Below are 16599 nucleotides of genomic sequence, written 5' to 3' on the forward strand. Positions count from 1 at the left end.
GCGTTACTACGCCAGCCGACTCAGCCATTGGTCGTGTTTTCGACCGTCTGGTAGTCGGGGTGTTGTGCCTGCAGACGCAGCAGCCTGGCCAGGGTGTCCTGGCGATAGAACAGCGACAGCTGGCGGTAGACATCGGGAAAGGCTGCCGCGAGCAGATCCGGTGCGGTGAAGAAGTATTCGCTGGTGACCGCGAAGAACTCCGCCGGGTCTTCGGCGGCGTACGGGTCGATGGCGGTTTCGGCATTCGGGTTGGCGTCCAGTTCGGCGTTCAGCGCGTCATAGGCGCTTTGCATGGCCGTTGCCCAGTCCTGCACACGCATGTCGCGATGCAGCGGTGGCAGACCATTGGCGCTGCCGTCGAGCATGTCCAGCTTGTGCGCCAGTTCGTGGATTACCAGGTTGTAGCCCTCCCAGCCGCCGCTGGACTCGACACCCGGCCAGGCAAGGATCACCGGGCCGTGCTGCCAGGCTTCGCCGCTGCGGGCGTCGTCCCATTCGTGTTCGATACCGCTGGCATCGCGGTGGCGCTGTGGGCTGAGGAAGTCATCAGGGTAGAGGATGATCTCGTGAAAGCCCTGATACCAGTCCAGCTCGCCCAGATGTAGCAGGGGGAGTTGCGCCTGTACAGCCAGCAGCAGGCGTTGGACCGGGTCGAGTTGCAGGCCGGACAGCGCGGTCAGGTGCTTGTCATGCAGGAACAGCACGGCACGCTCGCGCAGTTTTTGCTCTTCATGCTCATCGAGGCCATCGAGAATCGGCAGGCGCCGACGTACTTCGCTCCATTCGGTGGGCGCGACAGGGTTGTGTTCGAGGGTGCGACGACGGCGCCAGGCCTTGAGTGACCACATGCATGCGGGCTCGTTGAGAAGGTCTGGTAAACATAAGGGCGCCAGGCTCTCGCTACAAGTCGGCATAAAGGCTGCAACGTCCCATTCAGCTTCGCTGCAGCAGGAGGGCTGAGCATGGCGCTGCAATTGTTGGAACACCCCGGAATCAGTGTGGCTTGTGGTGCTGGACTGGACTTGCCGCACCAGGCCGCGCGGGCTCGGGCGATGTGGCTGGCCGGTCGCCAGCAACGCCCACCGTTGCTGTTGGTCATGCTGCTATGGGCGCGGCACTGCCCTGATGTGGTGCAAGCACTGGAGCTGCAACTCGATGCCCTGTTCGCCGATTTTCGCTGTACGCCGCAGGGCTGGAGCGAAACCCAGGCAGCGAGGCAGGTGCTCGCGGCCCTGAATCTGCAGCTGTTTCGACGACAGCAGGGCGGGCAGCAGATCGCTGAACTGCATGCGGGCGTGCTGCTGGTCCAGGGCGATGAACTGCAGTTTCTGCAGGCGGGTAGCGTTGGCCTGGCGCGTGCGCAGAATAAACAGCTGCATGTCCTCAGCGGGCGCGAGGGCCAGGCTCTGGGCACTCAGGCCGAACTGGCGCTGGTGCAGCACAGCCTGCTGCCGAGCCATGGCGAGCACCTGTTGCTGGCGCCACAACCTTTGCTCGATGTCAGCGAACTGCGCCCGCTGTGCAGCCAGGCGCAACCGCCACTGGAGGCGCTGGTGCAGCCGCTGTTGCAGGCGCCTGGGGCGGCGGCGCTGTTGCGCGTAGGCGAGCACCAGGGACATGAGCCTGCGCTGCCGAGCCCGGTACGCCCAGCCCTGGTACAGGTCGCCAGTGGTCAGCAGTTCGACGGCTGGACGCTTTTGCGAGAATGCCCTTATGGGCCGCCTGGACGGATGTTTGTCGGGCGTGATGAAGGCGGACGCGAGGCCGTGCTCTGGTTCGCCGAGGCGGATGCCGATGAGGCGTTCTGGCAGCGCGAGTGGGTCTTGCGCCGTAGTCCGCAGCAGGCGCTACCTCAGGTGTTGTCGTCGCGGCAGGCGCGCAGTCATGCCTATGTGGTGCTGGGCAAACCTCCCCGTGACATGCGCAATCTGCTCGACTGGGTGGCCGCTCGCGGTGCGCCGGATGTGCCGATGCTGCTGGCCATATTGACGCAGCTGATCGCCGCCGTGCGCTCGTTGCAGCGTCGCGGTATGCAGGGGCTCTGGTTGAATCCCAGGCAGATTCTGCTCGGTGATGATGGCCGGGTGCTGTTGCTGCCGGGGGTGGCTGCCATCCTGCCTGGCGTTGGACGTCAACCGGTGCCCGAACAGGCGGTGCCACTGGCCCCGGAACTGCGCAGCGGTCGAGCGCTGGATGGTCGTGCCGACCAGTTCGCCCTGGCGGCTCTGGTCTACTGGCTGATGTCTGGGCAATGGCCGGAGGCCGCGCGCAGCGATGTCGGCCCTGGCCATTGCTACGTCCCGCTGGCGACCTTTGCCGGGCATGTGCCGCAAGGCTGGGATGGCGTGCTCGCCCGCGCACTGGCGCCGCAACCGCAGGCGCGCTTCGAGGCACTGTCGGAGTTGCAACTGGCTTTGCAGCAGCCCTTGCAGGCGCGTCGCAGTCAGGCGCTGCAGCGCGCGCCCTTGCGGCCGTCGCGTCTGGCTGCGCTGGGGCTGGTCATGCTGCCGTTGCTGCTGGGGCTGCTGCTGAGTCTTGGCGGCTGACGGGCAGCCGCCGTATCGACGTCTCGCTCAATCGGAGTTGATGGGCAGCACGTAGTTCTTGAACTGCTCATCCTCGATGAAGCCGATGGACTCGTAGACCTTCTGCGCTACCTCGTTGTCGCGGCTGGTGGCAACGCGCATGCGCACGGCGCTGGTTTCCTTGGCCATCTGCTTGGCAGTGTGCAGCAGGCGGTCGGCGACCAGTTGCCGGCGTGCCTCCTCGGCCACATAGATGTCGTTGAGAATCCACACGCGTTTGAGCGACAGCGAAGAGTAGCTGGGGTACAGCTGGCAGAAGCCGAGCAGCTTGTCTTCGTCGTCGGCCAGCGCCAGGTAGATCACCGACTCCTTGCGGCGCAGGCGCTTCTCGAGAAACTTGCGCGACGACTCGGGGTAGGGCAGTTCGTTGTAGAACTCGCGGTATTTGACGAACAGCGGGGTCAACAGGTCCAGGTGCTCCAGGGTGGCTTGGACGATGCGCATGGTGGGCCTCGGCTTCTCTCTGTAATAGGGCAGGAGTGGCGATGCAGCTGTTGTGCCAGCGGTCAGCCGATGCTGCCTCAAAGCCAGTTGAAAGCGCAATCCAAGCAAGCGTTTGATTTGATCCTGGTTGGGCAACTTGGTATTCGTGCGTCTGTCTGAACAGGGGCAGCGGTCGCCTGGCGGGCGCTGTGCTAACCTGCCGCCATCGCTTCACGCCCCGTCGTTGGGCATGTTCAGAGGTCATTCATGCACATTCACATTCTCGGCATCTGCGGCACCTTCATGGGGTCGCTGGCCGTTCTGGCCAAGGAACTCGGCCACCGCGTCACCGGTTCCGATGCCAACGTCTACCCGCCCATGAGTACCCAGCTCGAAGCTCAGGGCATCGAGTTGATGCAGGGCTTTGACCCGGCGCATCTGCAGCCGGCGCCCGACCTGGTGGTGGTGGGCAATGCCATGAGCCGCGGCAACCCGGCGGTGGAGTATGTGCTGAACAAGGGCCTGCCTTATGTGTCCGGCCCGCAGTGGTTGGCCGACCATGTGCTGCAGGGGCGCTGGGTGATGGCAGTGGCCGGCACCCATGGCAAGACCAGCAGTTCCAGCATGCTGGCCTGGGTGTTGGAGCACGCCGGCATGGCGCCGGGATTTCTGATCGGCGGCGTGCCGCAGAACTTCGGGATTTCCGCTCGTTTGGGTGACACGCCGTTCTTCGTGGTCGAGGCCGACGAGTACGACAGCGCTTTCTTCGACAAGCGCAGCAAGTTCGTTCACTACCGCCCGCGCACGGCGATCCTCAATAATCTGGAGTTCGATCACGCGGATATCTTCCCTGATCTGGCGGCCATCGAGCGGCAGTTCCACCATTTGGTGCGCATCATCCCGAGCGAGGGCCTGGTTATCCATCCGGCCAGCGAAACGGCGCTGGCGCGGGTCATCGAGATGGGTTGCTGGACGCCTGTGCAGACCACCGGCGAAGGCGGCCAATGGCAGGCGCGCCTGCTCAGCGCGGATGGCTCGCGTTTCGAGGTGAGTTTCGACGGCAAGGTCGAGGGCGTGGTGGACTGGCAACTGACCGGCCAGCACAACGTCGCCAACGCCTTGGCCGTGCTGGCGGCGGCGCGCCATGTCGGCGTGGTGCCGGCGCTGGGTATCGAGGCGCTGGGCCTGTTCGTCAACGCCAAGCGGCGCATGGAGAAGGTCGCCGAGGTGGCTGGTGTGACCGTCTTCGACGACTTCGCCCATCACCCGACTGCCATCGCCACGACACTCGATGGCCTGCGCAAGCGCGTCGGTGACGACACCCAGGTGATCGCGGTGATCGAGCCGCGCTCCAATTCGATGAAGCTCGGCGCCCACCGCGACGGCCTGGCCGAGTCTGCCGAGCAGGCCGACGCGGTGTTCTGGTACGCGCCGGCCAATCTCGGCTGGGACCTGGCCGCCACCGTGGCACAGGCGCGCAACCCGACGCGGGTGTGCGATTCGCTGGAGTCGATCATCGACGGTGTGAAGGCGCTGGCGCGACCTGGTACCCAGGTGGTGATCATGAGCAACGGCGGCTTCGGCGGCCTGCATGGCAAGCTGGCAGCAGCTCTGGAGGGATGAATGTCCGGACCTGAGAGAGTCACCCTGGCCATGACCGGCGCCTCGGGCGCGCAATACGGCCTGCGCCTGCTCGATTGCCTGGTGCAGGAAGATCGCGAGGTGCACTTCCTGATCTCCAAGGCTGCGCAACTGGTGATGGCCACCGAGACCGACGTGGCCCTGCCGGCCAAGCCGCAGTCCATGGCGCAGTTCCTCACCGAGTACACCGGCGCGGCGCCCGGGCAGATTCGCGTCTACGGCAAGGAAGACTGGATGGCCCCGGCGGCTTCCGGCTCCGGGGCGCCCACTGCCATGGTGGTGGTGCCGTGCAGCACCGGCACTTTGTCGGCCATCGCCACCGGCGCCTGTAACAACCTGATCGAGCGCGCCGCCGACGTGGCGTTGAAGGAGCGCCGCCAGCTGATTCTGGTGCCGCGTGAGGCGCCTTACTCAAGCATCCATCTGGAGAACATGCTCAAGCTGTCCAACCTGGGCGTGACCATCCTGCCGGCCTCGCCGGGCTTCTATCACCAGCCGCAGACGCTGGATGACCTGGTGGATTTCGTCGTCGCGCGCATCCTCAATTGCCTGGGCATTCCCCAGGACATGCTGCCGCGCTGGGGCGAGCATCATCTGGTGTCGGATGAGTAAGGTGTCCATTACCAGTCGTTGTTTGCTGGCAAGCGCGCTCACCTTGGCGTTGCTGCCGGCGGCCGAGGCCTCGATGCGCTGTGGTACCTCGCTGGTTTACGAGGGTGAGCTGAGTGTCGACGTGTTGCGCAAATGTGGTGAGCCCGATCAGCGCGAGGTAACGCCCCCGAGCAGTCCGCAGGGCGGCGGGGTGACGGTGGAACGTTGGGTGTACGGGCCACGCAACGGCGTCTATCGCTACTTGCGCTTTCTCGATGGCAAGCTGGTGGAGATAAGGGTCGAACGCGGATGAAGCGGCCCATGGCGCTCACCTTGCTGCTGGCGCTGAACCTGACCGGTTGTGCCACCGTGCGTACTCTGGATGCGGCAAAGCCCGACGCGCCGGTGGTTTACGCCGGCACGCGACTGGACTGGTATGCGCTCAATGGTGGCTGCTGCCCGATGGACCGTTTTGGTGCCGAGGCGCCGCGGTATGCAGGGCTGGATCTGCCCGCCAGTGCACTGCTCGATACCCTGCTGCTGCCCCTTTCCCTGGCCACCGCACTGGGGCTGAGCCTGGGTGTCAGCGGCGGGCTGTAGGCCAGCTAGATACGCCACACTCGGCCCCGGATTGCATCCGGGCTACACACCTTCCGACACCACAGTGTTCCGCTGTGCGCACCCTACGCTTGCGTCGAGCTGTTCAGCAGGCTTGCGTTTCCACTTCCTGACACACATCGATCCACTCGGCATCGACCAGTTCGGCCATGCGCTGCGGGGTAATGCGCACGGCGCTGTGGGTGGCGCCGGCCGCTGGCAGCACCTCATCGAAGGCCAACAGCGAGCGGTCGCAGTAGACGCTGAGCGGCGTGGCCAGGCCAAACGGGCAGACGCCGCCCACTGGATGGCTGGTCAACTCGATCACCGTCTGCGCATCGAGCATGCGCGCCTTGGCGCTGAAGCATTCCTTCATCTTGCGGTTGTCGATGCGGGCGTCACCGCGGGCGACGATCAGCACGTCGCGTTCGGCGATGCGAAAGGCCAGGGTCTTGGCGATCTGGCCCGGCGAAACGCCATGTGCCTCGGCAGCCAGCGCCACGGTGGCGGTACTGGACTGCAGCTCGATGATCGAAATTTCGGGCGCCTTGGCGGCGAAGAAGGCGCGTACAGAGGCCAGGCTCATGAAGCGATTCCCCCAGGGCTGTCGAGGTGCACACGACGCGGTGGCCAGTCTGCTGCTGGCCAGCAGCAGCGCCTTGCTGGCGCCAGCGTGGTCGTGAACACGGCGAAAAAACAAGCGGCCATGCTCGCGCTGCATGGCCGGCACGTCAAGGCCTGATGCTGTCAGTTCGCTAGCAGATGTGTCGTTTTCGACGCCTCATCAAGCCCATAACGACCTTTTTCATCTCGCGTTACCCGGCCCATGGCCACCTCTGGATCATGGGTGAAGACCAGCCGCCCGCCGCGTGAAAACAGGTCCGCGAGCAGTGCTTCCTTCTCCTCGATCAGGCCTTCAGGGAAACGGTCGTAACCCATGGTGATCGGTAGATGCACCCAGGGCGCGCCGGGAATCAGGTCACCGGGAAATACCACCGGTCCGCCCGGCATGGCCACTTCCGGTAGCAGTTGGCCGGGTGTGTGGCCGTCGCTCCAGTGCAGGCGCCAGTCGGGGCCGAGCAGCTCGCAGCTGTCGGTGTCATCGATCAGCAGCAGGCGGCCGCTGTGTTCCAGCAGATCGAGCAGCTCCGGGATGTAGGAGGCGCGGTCGCGGGCATGAGGGTGGCGTGCGCGCTGCCATTGACGACGGCCGGTGATGAACCGGGCGTTGGGAAACAGCAGGCGAGCGGGCTGATCTGCCTGCCAGGCGGCGAGCAGGCCGCCGGCGTGGTCGAAGTGCAGGTGGGTGAGCACCACGATATCGATGTCGGCGTCGCTCAGGCCCAGCGCGGTCAGGCTGTCGAGCAGCACATGGCGATCTTCCTGTACGCCGAAACGCTGCTTCAGCTCGGGGCTGAAGAAGGCGCCGATGCCCGTCTCGATGAGGATGTTGCGCTCATCCTCCTGCACCAGCAGGGCGCGGCAGCCGAGGTCGATGCGGTTCAGCTCGTCGGCTGGCATCCAGCGCTGCCAGAGGGCCTTGGGGGCATTGCCGAACATGGCGCCGCCATCGAGTTTCTGGCTGTTGCCGGTCAGTGTGGTCAGGGTTCGCATGGGCTTTCTCTTGTTCTTCTCTGGGCTTGCAGGGTGGATCGGTGAGCGTGATCCAGCGTGCGGCTGATGCTGGCGTAGGCCAGCTGGCGCTTTATACAGCCAGCGGCTCGTTGGCTCCGGGCTAGCGTTCGATGGCCAGGGCCACGCCCTGGCCGCCGCCGATGCACAGGGTGGCGAGGCCACGGCGGGCATCGCGGCGCTGCATTTCGTGGATCAGGCTGACCAGAATGCGGCAGCCGGACGCGCCGATGGGGTGGCCAAGGGCGATGGCGCCGCCATTGACGTTGACCTTGGCGCTGTCCCAATGCAGTTCGCGGCCGACGGCGATGGCCTGGGCAGCAAAGGCTTCGTTGGCCTCGATCAGGTCGAGCTGCTCCAGGCTCCAGCCGGCGCGCTCCAGCGCCTTGCAGCTGGCGAACACCGGGCCGATGCCCATCACCGCCGGATCGACCCCGGCGCTGGCGTGGGCGGCAATGCGCGCCAGCACCGGCAGGTTCAACTCTGCGGCTTTCTCGGCGCTCATCAGCAGCACTGCGGCGGCGCCGTCGTTGAGGGTCGAGGCGTTGCCGGCGGTCACCGTACCGTCGCTCTTGAATGCCGGGCGCAACTTGCCGAGGCTGTCCAGGCTGGCGTCGGCGCGCGGCTGTTCGTCACGTTCGACGATCAGTGCTTCGGCGCCACGGCGGGGCACCGTGACCGGGACGATCTCATCGCTGAAGCGTCCGGCGAGAATGGCCGCCTGCGCGCGTTGCTGCGAGCGCAGGGCAAAGGCGTCTTGTTCGGCGCGGCTGATGCCGTATTGCTCAGCCAGGTTCTCGGCGGTGATGCCCATGTGGTAGTTGTTGAAGGCGTCCCACAGGCCGTCCTGGATCATGGTGTCGACCAGCTGTGCGTGGCCCATGCGCAGGCCAGTGCGGGCGCCGGGCATGACGTAGGGCGCCAGGCTCATGTTTTCCTGGCCGCCGGCGATGATGATTTCGGCGTCGCCACCGCGAATGGCCTGGGCGCCGAGGATCACCGCCTTGAGGCCGGAGCCGCAGACCTTGTTCAGGGTCATGGCCGGCACCGTGTGCGGCAGGCCGGCGAGCAGGGCGCTCTGGCGCGCCGGGTTCTGTCCGCTGCCGGCGCTGAGCACCTGGCCGAGGATGACCTCGTCCACCTGGGCCTCATCCACGCCGCTACGAGCCAGCAGTTCGCGTATCACTATCGCGCCCAGCTCCGGTGCCGGGATGCGGCTCAGCGATCCCTGGAAGCTGCCGATGGCGGTACGGCAGGCGGCGACTATCACGACTTCACGCATAACTAATCCTCGCCGCTATCCGGCGCAATCTGTGGGTGTGCAGAGCACGCCCTGGGGGAATAAAAAGGCGCGGCGCCGAAGCGGCCGCGCAACACGCTCAACTGTTCAAAACTGTTCGGCGGCCAAGCCGTAAAGAGACTGGCTGCCGGCGCGAATGCTCGCCTCCAGGCTCAGGGTGCGCGGCAGCAGGCGGGCGAAGAAGAATTCGGCGGTGGCCAGCTTGGCGCTGTAGAAGGCTGCGTCTTCGCTCTGCTTGCGCTGCGCCACGGCGGCCATGCGCGCCCACATATAGGCGTAGGCGACGTAGCCGAACAGGTGCAGGTATTCCACCGAGGCGGCGCCCACCGAGTTCGGGTCGGCCTTGGCCTGCTCCAGCAGCCAGCCGCTGACGGCCTCCAGGCGCTCCAGCGCTTCGACCAGGATCTCGCCAAAAGGCGACTCGTTGGCGTGGGCGAAATCGCGCACCTCACCGGCGAACAGGCGCAGTGCGGCGCCGCCATTGGCCACCACCTTGCGCCCCAGCAGGTCGAGCGCCTGGATGCCGTTGGTGCCTTCGTAGATCTGTGCGATGCGCACGTCGCGCACCAGCTGTTCCTGGCCCCATTCGCGGATGTAACCGTGGCCACCGAATACCTGCTGGCCGTGCACGCAGCTTTCCAGCCCGGTGTCGGTGAAGAAGGCCTTGGCTACCGGGGTGAGCAGGGCGACCAGGGCTTCGGCGTTGTGCCGCTCATCCGCGTCCTCGGCGTACTTGGCCAGGTCGAGCTGCTGGCCGACGTAGCAGGCGAAGGCGCGTCCGCCCTCATTCAGCGCCTTCATGGTCAGCAGCATGCGGCGCACGTCGGCATGCACGATGATCGGATCGGCGACCTTGTCGGGGGTCACCGGACCGGTGGCAGCGCGGCTCTGGATGCGCTCGCGGGCGTAGCCGACCGCCGACTGGTAGGACGCCTCGGCGCAGCCGATACCCTGGATGCCGATGGACAGGCGCTCGTAATTCATCATGGTGAACATCGCCGCCAGGCCGCGATTCTGCTCACCGATCAGGTAGCCGGTGGCGCCGTCGAAGTTCATCACGCAGGTGGCCGAGGCCTTGATGCCCATCTTGTGCTCGATGGAGCCGCAGCTCACCGCGTTCCGCTCGCCCAGGCCGCCGTCGGCGTTCACCATGACCTTGGGCACCAGAAACAGCGAGATGCCTTTCGGCCCGGCCGGCGCGTCCGGCAGCTTGGCCAGTACCAGGTGGATGATGTTCTCGGTCAGGTCCTGCTCGCCGCCGGTGATGAAGATCTTGCTGCCGGTGATGCGGTAGCTGCCATCAGCCTGCGGTTCGGCGCGGGTGCGGATAATGCCGAGGTCGGTACCGGCATGGGCCTCGGTCAGGCACATGGAGCCGGCCCAGCGCCCCTCGTACATCGGTGGCAGGTAGGTGGTTTTCAGTTCATCGCTGGCGTGGGCGTCGATAGCCAGGCAGGCGCCGGAGCTCAGTGCCGAGTACAGGGCGAAGCTGGAACCGGCGGCGTAGAGCATTTCCTCGAAGGCCACGGCGAGCATTTTGGGCATGCCCATGCCGCCGTACTCGGGGTTGCCGGAGAGGCCGACCCAGCCGCCCTCGGTGTAGGTGGCATAGGCTTCGCGGAAACCGGCCGGGGTGCGCACGTCACCGCCTTCCCACTGCGCGCCTTCCTCGTCGCCGCTGCGGTTGAGCGGGGCGATCAGGCCGCCGGTGACCTTGGCCGCTTCTTCGAGGATGGCGTCTGCGGTGTCGGCATCGACGGTTTCCGCCAGGGCCGGCAGGCGCGCCCACAGGCTGGGCGCCTGGAACACGTCATGAAGGACGAAGCGCATGTCGCGCAACGGGGCGTTGAACTCGGGCATGGTGCAACCTCGACAGCAGGGGCGCCGCGACAAGCGCGGCGCGTGTGGAACGAAAAAGCGTCAGTCGGCTTGCGCCGGATTCTGCGGCTTATCTGTGACGCTGGTGAATTTAAGCAGATGGGTGCGTTCGACCAGAATGTACAGCGCCGCGCCTGCGGCCAGGCCCCAGCCTGCGCCGTAGACGGCGAGCACCACACCCATGGTGCCGGCGATGCCGCGTTCGGTGTTGTTGTTCAGTTGCTCGAAACCGACCATCAGGCAGATATAGCCGGTGAGGATCAGCGTCAGCGACAGGGCGATCGGCAGCACCGGCTGAAAGAAGCTGACCAGCGGCAGCATGAACAGCGCGGCGAAGCCGGTGATCCAGAAGGTGCCAGCACCGCTGTAGATCGAGTCCATCGCCTTGCGTCCGTACTTGTAGCGCTCGGCCATGGTCGCCGCCACGGCCGTCCACAGCGGGCCGGCCAGGCCCGGGTAGGGCGCGAAGAAGGCGTGCAGGGCGTTGCGGATGGCAGTCACCAGGTGGATGCGGTCGACGTTGTTTTCGATCACCTCGTCGGTACGCAGTTCATCGGCGCGTTGCATCAGTGACTGACCGACGATGATGTCGCCGAAGGCGATCACGTAGGCGATCACTGCGGTAGGCACCGCCAGCATGAACACGTCCAGGCCGGGGAAGCCGACATTGAACGGCAGGTAGTTCCACATCTCGCCGAAGGCCGGCGCGGTGATGCCCCATTTCACGTCCGGCATCTTGTATTCGCCCACGGCGATGCCGATGAAAATGGCGATCAGCATGCCCGGTACCATGCCGTAGTTGACGATCTTGCGTGCCAGCGGCACGCGTTCGGTCAGGCCCTTGAACGACACCGAGAACATCAGGTAGAGGCAGATCAGGCTGCCCAGCACCAGGGAGATCGGCGTGTTGGCCAGGCGGCCGCCGGCGCTGATCTCGCCCATCAGCGCAGCGATACCGGCGCCGATGATGATGCCGCCCTTCATCGAGTTGGGGATCAGCCGCACCAGGGCGCTGCCCAGGCGGGTCACGCCGAGGAACAGGAAGATCACGAACACCAGGAACTGCAGGGCGAACAGCGCCTGGATCGCTTGCGGGCCGGGCTCGTAGTTGCCGAGAAACAGCAGCACCACAGGGATGCCGGGGGTGATCCAGCCGGGCACCAGTGGCACGCCGAGCAGCGCCGGCAACATGAAGCCGATGCCACATACCACCACGTAGGCCAGGGCCACGTCGTAGGGCAGGCCGAGGTACTTCTCCAGCAGCGGGATCATCGCCAGGCTGACCACGAACATGATCAGCGCCTGCAGCATCTCGGCGGTTTCCCAGCGGTAATGCACGAAGGGCAGGCGCAGCTTGAACGGGCCGAGAGGCCAGTGCGGTTGCTCATCGCCGTCACGGCGCTTGAAAATTTGCATGAGGGTTCTCCGTCGGCCGTCTTGGCCGGTTCTTGTTGTTGTGAAAACGGTGCGGTTGTGCCGTAGCCCGGATGCAATCCGGGGAATCCGAATCGCTGTCCCCGGATTGCATCCGGGCTACGTGATCAAAGGGCCTTGGCCATGTCGCGCAGGACGAACTTCTGGATCTTGCCGGTGCTGGTCTTCGGCAGTTGGGTGAAGACCACGGTCTTGGGCACCTTGAAGCCAGCCAGGTGCTCGCGGCAGAAGGTCATGATGTCGCTGTCGTTGACCTGCTGGCCGGTCTTGAGGGTGATGAAGGCGCAGGGCGTCTCGCCCCATTTCTCGTCCGGTCGGGCGACCACGGCCGCCTCCAGTACGGCGGGGTGGCGATAGAGCACGCCCTCGACCTCGATGGTGGAGATGTTCTCGCCGCCGGAGATGATGATGTCCTTGAGGCGGTCGCGGATTTCCACGTAGCCGTCTGCGTGGCATACGCCCAGGTCGCCGGTGTGGAACCAGCCGCCCTCGAAGGCTTCGGCGGTGGCGCTGGGGTTCTTCAGGTAGCCCTTCATCACGGTGTTGCCGCGCATGAAGATCTCGCCGATGGTCTGGCCATCACGCGGCACCGGTTCCAGGGTTTTCGGGTCGGCGACGATCACCCCTTCCAGGGTCGGGTAGCGCACGCCCTGGCGCGCCTTGATGGTGGCGCGTTCCTCCAGCGGCAGTTCGTCCCATTCGGCGTGCCAGGCGCACAGGGTCACCGGCCCGTAGACCTCGGTGAGGCCGTAGACGTGGGTCACGGAAATGCCCATCTCTTCCACCGCACCGATCACCTTGGCCGGTGGCGCGGCGCCGGCGACCATGGCCTTGACCGGATGATCGATGGCCGCCTTGGCCTCGGCCGGCATGTTCACCAGCGCATTGAGCACGATGGGCGCGCCGCACAGGTGGCTGACCTGCTCGTCGCGGATCAGGGTGAGGATCTTCGCCGGGTCGACGCGGCGCAGGAATACGTGCACGCCGGCCAGGGCGGTGATGGTCCAGGGGTAGCACCAGCCATTGCAGTGGAACATCGGCAAGGTCCACAGGTAAACCGGGTGGTTGCCCATGTTCCAGGTCATCTGGTTACCCATGGCGTTGAGGAAGGCGCCGCGGTGGTGATAGACCACGCCCTTGGGGTTGCCGGTGGTGCCGGAGGTGTAGTTGAGGCTGATGGCCTGCCACTCATCCGTCGGCCACTGCCAGGCGAACTCGGGGTCGCCCTCGGCGAGGAAGGCCTCGTAGTCCAGGTCGCTGACCGCCTGGCCTTCGCCGTACTCGGGGTCGTCGACATCGATCACCAGTGGCGGATGGTCGAGCATGCCGATGGCGGCGTGCACCACGTCGAAGAACTCGCGGTCGGCGATCACCACCTTGGCTTCACCATGCTGCAGCATGAAAGCGATGGCTTCGGCGTCCAGACGCACATTGAGGGTGTTGAGCACGGCGCCGATCATCGGCACGCCGAAATGCGCTTCGAGCATCGCCGGAATGTTCGGCAGCATCACCGCCACCGTATCGCCCTTGCCAATGCCGCGCCCGGCCAGCGCCGAGGCCAGGCGCCGGCAGCGTGCGTAGGTTTCGGCCCAGTCGCGACGAATCGAGCCGTGCACCACCGCCGGGTAGTGCGGGTACACCGCCGCCGTGCGTTCGATGAAGCTCAGGGGGCTGAGGGCGACATGGTTGACGGCGGCGCGGCCGAGGCCCTGCTCGTAGATCGACATGGCGGATACACCTTTGGCTGATTGTTAGCTCTGGTTATTCCGGTAATGATGCAGGCATTACCGAAGCTTACTGGCGGTAATTTATAGGTCATTTCTATTTTTTATGGAAGTTGTACCAAGGTTTTATAGAATAATTACTATATGAATCTTTCGAGTGATCAGGCGGCGGTGCCGCTGCAGGCCTGGCTGCGTATCCAGCGCGAAGCGCCATCCCTCAACGAGCGGGCGGCCGCTTTGCGTCGTGCCGTGCTGGGCTGCCCGCAGGTGCGCCAGGCCTGGTACCTGACCTGGCAGCCGGCCAGCCGCACCTACGCCCAGGACGACAACGGGCCGCGGTTGCCGCCGGGCCAGGGGGATCCGCTGGCGGCCAGCGACCAGGCGCTGTTCGAGGCGCTGGCGTCGCAACCTTGTCTGAGCCTGGAGACGCTGCGTCAGTTGCCCTGCTGGCTGGCCGGGCGACTGCGCCGCGCGGCGATTCACCACGGTCAGGCGCTGGCGCTGAGTCTGGAGCCGGGCGCGGCCGGCCTGCTGTTGCTTCAGGTCGACGAGAACGCCGGCCTGGAATGGCTACCCTGGCTACGCGAGCTGCTCGCGCAACTGGTCGCGCTGGCCGGTGGCATGGCTCGCAGTGCGCCGCTGCTGTCGGCCGACCCGCAGCCGGCGCTGCTGCTCGACGAACAGGCGCGGGCGCTGGAATTCAACCAGGCGTTGCAGGGGCTGCTCGGCGAACGCACGTTGGCGCAGGTCGACGCTTTGCTGCCGGTCAACCATGTACCACTGGTGCGCGCCTGCCTGGAGCAGGGCCGCGCCATCGAGGCGGTGGAGGCGCAGGACGGCGAACGCATCCTGATCTGGAGCTTCATTCCCGACCTGGCTGAGCGCCGCGTGCTGGCGCGCTGCCGTGAGGCGACCCAGGAAATTCGCGAGCAACGCGAAGCGGCGCGGGCGCGCCGCCTGTATCGCCTGATCACCGAGAACACCACGGACCTGATTTCCCGCCACACGCCTGATGGCGTTTTCCTCGATGCCTCGCCGGCGAGCTGGACGCTGCTCGGCTACTGGCCGGAGGAGTTGCGTGGGCGCAGCGTCGACAGCCTGTTGCACCCTCTGGATCAGACCCAGCAGGCGCAGCAGGCTCGTGAGGCGCTGGAGCAGGACGGCTACCACACCATGACCTATCGCATTCGTCATCGCGACGGTCACTATCTCTGGTTCGAGACCGCCAGTCGCGCCATCCGCGAGACCTATACCGGTGCGGTGGTGGAAGTGGTCAGCGTCTCGCGCGACATCACCGCGCGCATCCATGCCGAGGAAAACAAGCGGCGCCTGGAGGACGAGCTGGCGCACACCACGCGCCTGATCACCCTGGGCGAGCTGGCCTCCGGCATCGCCCATGAGATCAACCAGCCGCTGGCGGCGGTAGTCAACTACGCCAGCGCCAGCCAGCGTTACCTGCAGGGCGTCGGTGGCGACCCGGTAGGTGTCGGCAAGGTGGCCCAGGGGCTGGCGCGGATCACCGAGCATGCCAACCACGCTTCGGTGGTGATCAAACGTCTGCGCGCCTTCCTGCGCAAGGGCCAGCGGCGCATGCAGGCACTGGATCTGGCCGAGGTGGCGCGCGAAGCCGTGCGTCTGTGCAACTGGGAGGCGGGCGCGGCGCAGGTGGCGGTCAGCGACGCCTTGCCGGACAATCTGCCGCCGGTATTCGCCGACCGTGTGTTGCTCGAGCAGGTGTTGCTGAACCTGCTGCGCAATGCCATCGAGGCCAATCGCGATCGGCATCCGGGCTCTGCGTCGCAGATACGCCTGGAGGCCGGCGAGGGCAGTGGCAGCCTGGCGATCCGGGTGATCGACCAGGGGCCGGGTGTCAGCGACGAGCAGATGGGCAAGCTGTTCACCCCGTTCTACACCAGCAAGGCCGATGGCCTGGGGCTTGGCCTGTCCATGAGCCGCAGCATCATCGAAGGCTTTGGTGGGGCGCTGGAGGCGTTTCCCGCCGACGGTGGCGGGCTGTGCCTGGAGTGTCGCCTGCCATTGGGCAGGGACGACGAGTCGTTGTCGAACGGTCGCGGCTAAAGCCCCTCCCACGCAGCTTGCAAGCTGTGGGAGGGGTGTTCGCCGCGACCGATGAAACGCATAACAACAAGAGGAGCTGCACAGGGATGCAACAACTGGTTTATGTGGTCGATGACGACCAGGGCATGCTCGACTCGACCCTCTGGCTGCTGGAGTCGGTGGGCCTTACCGGCGTGCCGTTCACCAACGGTCGCGCCTTTCTCGACGCCTGCGATGCGGCGGCCAATGCCTGCGTACTGCTCGATGTGCGCATGCCGGGCATGGGCGGGCTCAATGTCCAGGAGGAGATGCGCGCGCGCGGCATCGACCTGCCGGTGATCTTCGTCAGTGGTCACGCCGATGTGCCTATCGTGGTGCGCGCATTCAAGGCCGGTGCGGTGGATTTCATCGAGAAGCCCTACAACGAGCAACTGCTGCTCGACAGCGTGCAGCAGGCGCTGGCGCGCCGTGCTCCAGTGCCCAGGCAGGACCCACGCCTGGCCGAGGTTCAGGCGCGACTCGACCAGCTGACTCCGCGTGAGCGCGACGTGCTGCTGCCGCTGGTGCGCGGCTACACCAACCGTGAAGTCGCCGAGCAGCTCGATATCAGCGTGAAGACCATCGACCTGTATCGCTCGCGGGTGATGAAGCGCATGCAGGCCGAGAGCCTGCCAGAGCTGGTGGGGATGGCCATTGCCGCTGGTCTGGTGGATGGCCTGGCACTGCGTGCCTGAGT

The 16599-nt window shown here is 65.7% G+C and carries 15 protein-coding genes; 7 read left to right on the forward strand and 8 right to left on the reverse strand.

The window, feature by feature from the left end; all coding sequences use genetic code 11:
- Positions 1–20 precede the first annotated feature (20 nt).
- Positions 21–848, reverse strand: a complete 828-nt coding sequence (locus PCLY_RS16980; protein ID WP_061240802.1) for a M90 family metallopeptidase — start codon at positions 846–848, stop codon at positions 21–23.
- Positions 849–962: 114 nt separating this feature from the next.
- Here PCLY_RS16980 and PCLY_RS16985 point away from each other — a divergent pair, with 114 nt between their 5' ends.
- On the forward strand, positions 963–2546 hold the full coding sequence (locus tag PCLY_RS16985) for a serine/threonine-protein kinase (protein WP_061240803.1): 1584 nt from the start codon (positions 963–965) through the stop codon (positions 2544–2546).
- A gap of 27 nt (positions 2547–2573) precedes the next feature.
- Here PCLY_RS16985 and PCLY_RS16990 read toward each other — a convergent pair whose 3' ends face one another.
- Complete coding sequence (locus tag PCLY_RS16990) at positions 2574–3029, reverse strand: GNAT family N-acetyltransferase (protein ID WP_061240804.1); 456 nt, start codon at positions 3027–3029, stop codon at positions 2574–2576.
- Between the two features lie 246 nt (positions 3030–3275).
- Between PCLY_RS16990 and mpl the strand changes: the two genes are divergently transcribed.
- The 4 genes from mpl to PCLY_RS17010 are packed head-to-tail and all read left to right on the forward strand — an operon-like array spanning position 3276 to position 5840.
- On the forward strand, positions 3276–4631 hold the full coding sequence (mpl, locus tag PCLY_RS16995; RefSeq protein WP_061240805.1) for a UDP-N-acetylmuramate:L-alanyl-gamma-D-glutamyl-meso-diaminopimelate ligase: 1356 nt from the start codon (positions 3276–3278) through the stop codon (positions 4629–4631).
- The gene (gene ubiX, locus PCLY_RS17000) at positions 4632–5261 is read left to right on the forward strand and encodes a flavin prenyltransferase UbiX (protein WP_061240806.1); all 630 of its coding nucleotides are present in this window, start codon (positions 4632–4634) and stop codon (positions 5259–5261) included.
- 22 nt (positions 5262–5283) lie between these two features.
- Positions 5284–5553: a DUF2845 domain-containing protein gene (locus PCLY_RS17005; protein WP_394326859.1), complete on the forward strand. Its 270-nt coding sequence runs from the start codon at positions 5284–5286 to the stop codon at positions 5551–5553.
- A gap of 8 nt (positions 5554–5561) precedes the next feature.
- Positions 5562–5840, forward strand: a complete 279-nt coding sequence (locus tag PCLY_RS17010) for a YceK/YidQ family lipoprotein (protein WP_394326854.1) — start codon at positions 5562–5564, stop codon at positions 5838–5840.
- Positions 5841–5943: 103 nt separating this feature from the next.
- Here the strand turns inward: PCLY_RS17010 and PCLY_RS17015 are convergent, their stop codons facing one another.
- The 6 genes from PCLY_RS17015 to PCLY_RS17040 all read right to left on the reverse strand — a co-directional run bounded on the left by PCLY_RS17015 (position 5944) and on the right by PCLY_RS17040 (position 13808).
- On the reverse strand, positions 5944–6423 hold the full coding sequence (locus PCLY_RS17015) for a YbaK/EbsC family protein (RefSeq protein WP_061241593.1): 480 nt from the start codon (positions 6421–6423) through the stop codon (positions 5944–5946).
- A gap of 161 nt (positions 6424–6584) precedes the next feature.
- Positions 6585–7451 (reverse strand): MBL fold metallo-hydrolase, encoded by an 867-nt coding sequence (locus PCLY_RS17020; RefSeq protein WP_061240809.1) that lies wholly within the window; start codon positions 7449–7451, stop codon positions 6585–6587.
- 121 nt (positions 7452–7572) lie between these two features.
- Positions 7573–8751, reverse strand: a complete 1179-nt coding sequence (locus PCLY_RS17025; RefSeq protein WP_061240810.1) for an acetyl-CoA C-acetyltransferase — start codon at positions 8749–8751, stop codon at positions 7573–7575.
- A gap of 105 nt (positions 8752–8856) precedes the next feature.
- Positions 8857–10629, reverse strand: coding sequence for an acyl-CoA dehydrogenase C-terminal domain-containing protein (locus PCLY_RS17030; protein WP_061240811.1), 1773 nt, complete (start codon positions 10627–10629; stop codon positions 8857–8859).
- Positions 10630–10689: 60 nt separating this feature from the next.
- Positions 10690–12063, reverse strand: a complete 1374-nt coding sequence (locus tag PCLY_RS17035) for a solute carrier family 23 protein (protein ID WP_061240812.1) — start codon at positions 12061–12063, stop codon at positions 10690–10692.
- Positions 12064–12188: 125 nt separating this feature from the next.
- On the reverse strand, positions 12189–13808 hold the full coding sequence (locus PCLY_RS17040) for an acyl-CoA synthetase (RefSeq protein ID WP_061240813.1): 1620 nt from the start codon (positions 13806–13808) through the stop codon (positions 12189–12191).
- A gap of 141 nt (positions 13809–13949) precedes the next feature.
- Between PCLY_RS17040 and PCLY_RS17045 the strand changes: the two genes are divergently transcribed.
- On the forward strand, positions 13950–15884 hold the full coding sequence (locus PCLY_RS17045) for a PAS domain-containing sensor histidine kinase (RefSeq protein ID WP_082768096.1): 1935 nt from the start codon (positions 13950–13952) through the stop codon (positions 15882–15884).
- Between the two features lie 86 nt (positions 15885–15970).
- Positions 15971–16597, forward strand: coding sequence for a response regulator transcription factor (locus PCLY_RS17050; RefSeq protein ID WP_061240814.1), 627 nt, complete (start codon positions 15971–15973; stop codon positions 16595–16597).
- Positions 16598–16599: the final 2 nt, after the last annotated feature.

Origin of the sequence: Ectopseudomonas composti (assembly GCF_001567565.1) — a bacterium.
GTDB classification, from domain to species: Bacteria; Pseudomonadota; Gammaproteobacteria; order Pseudomonadales; family Pseudomonadaceae; genus Aquipseudomonas; species Aquipseudomonas composti_A.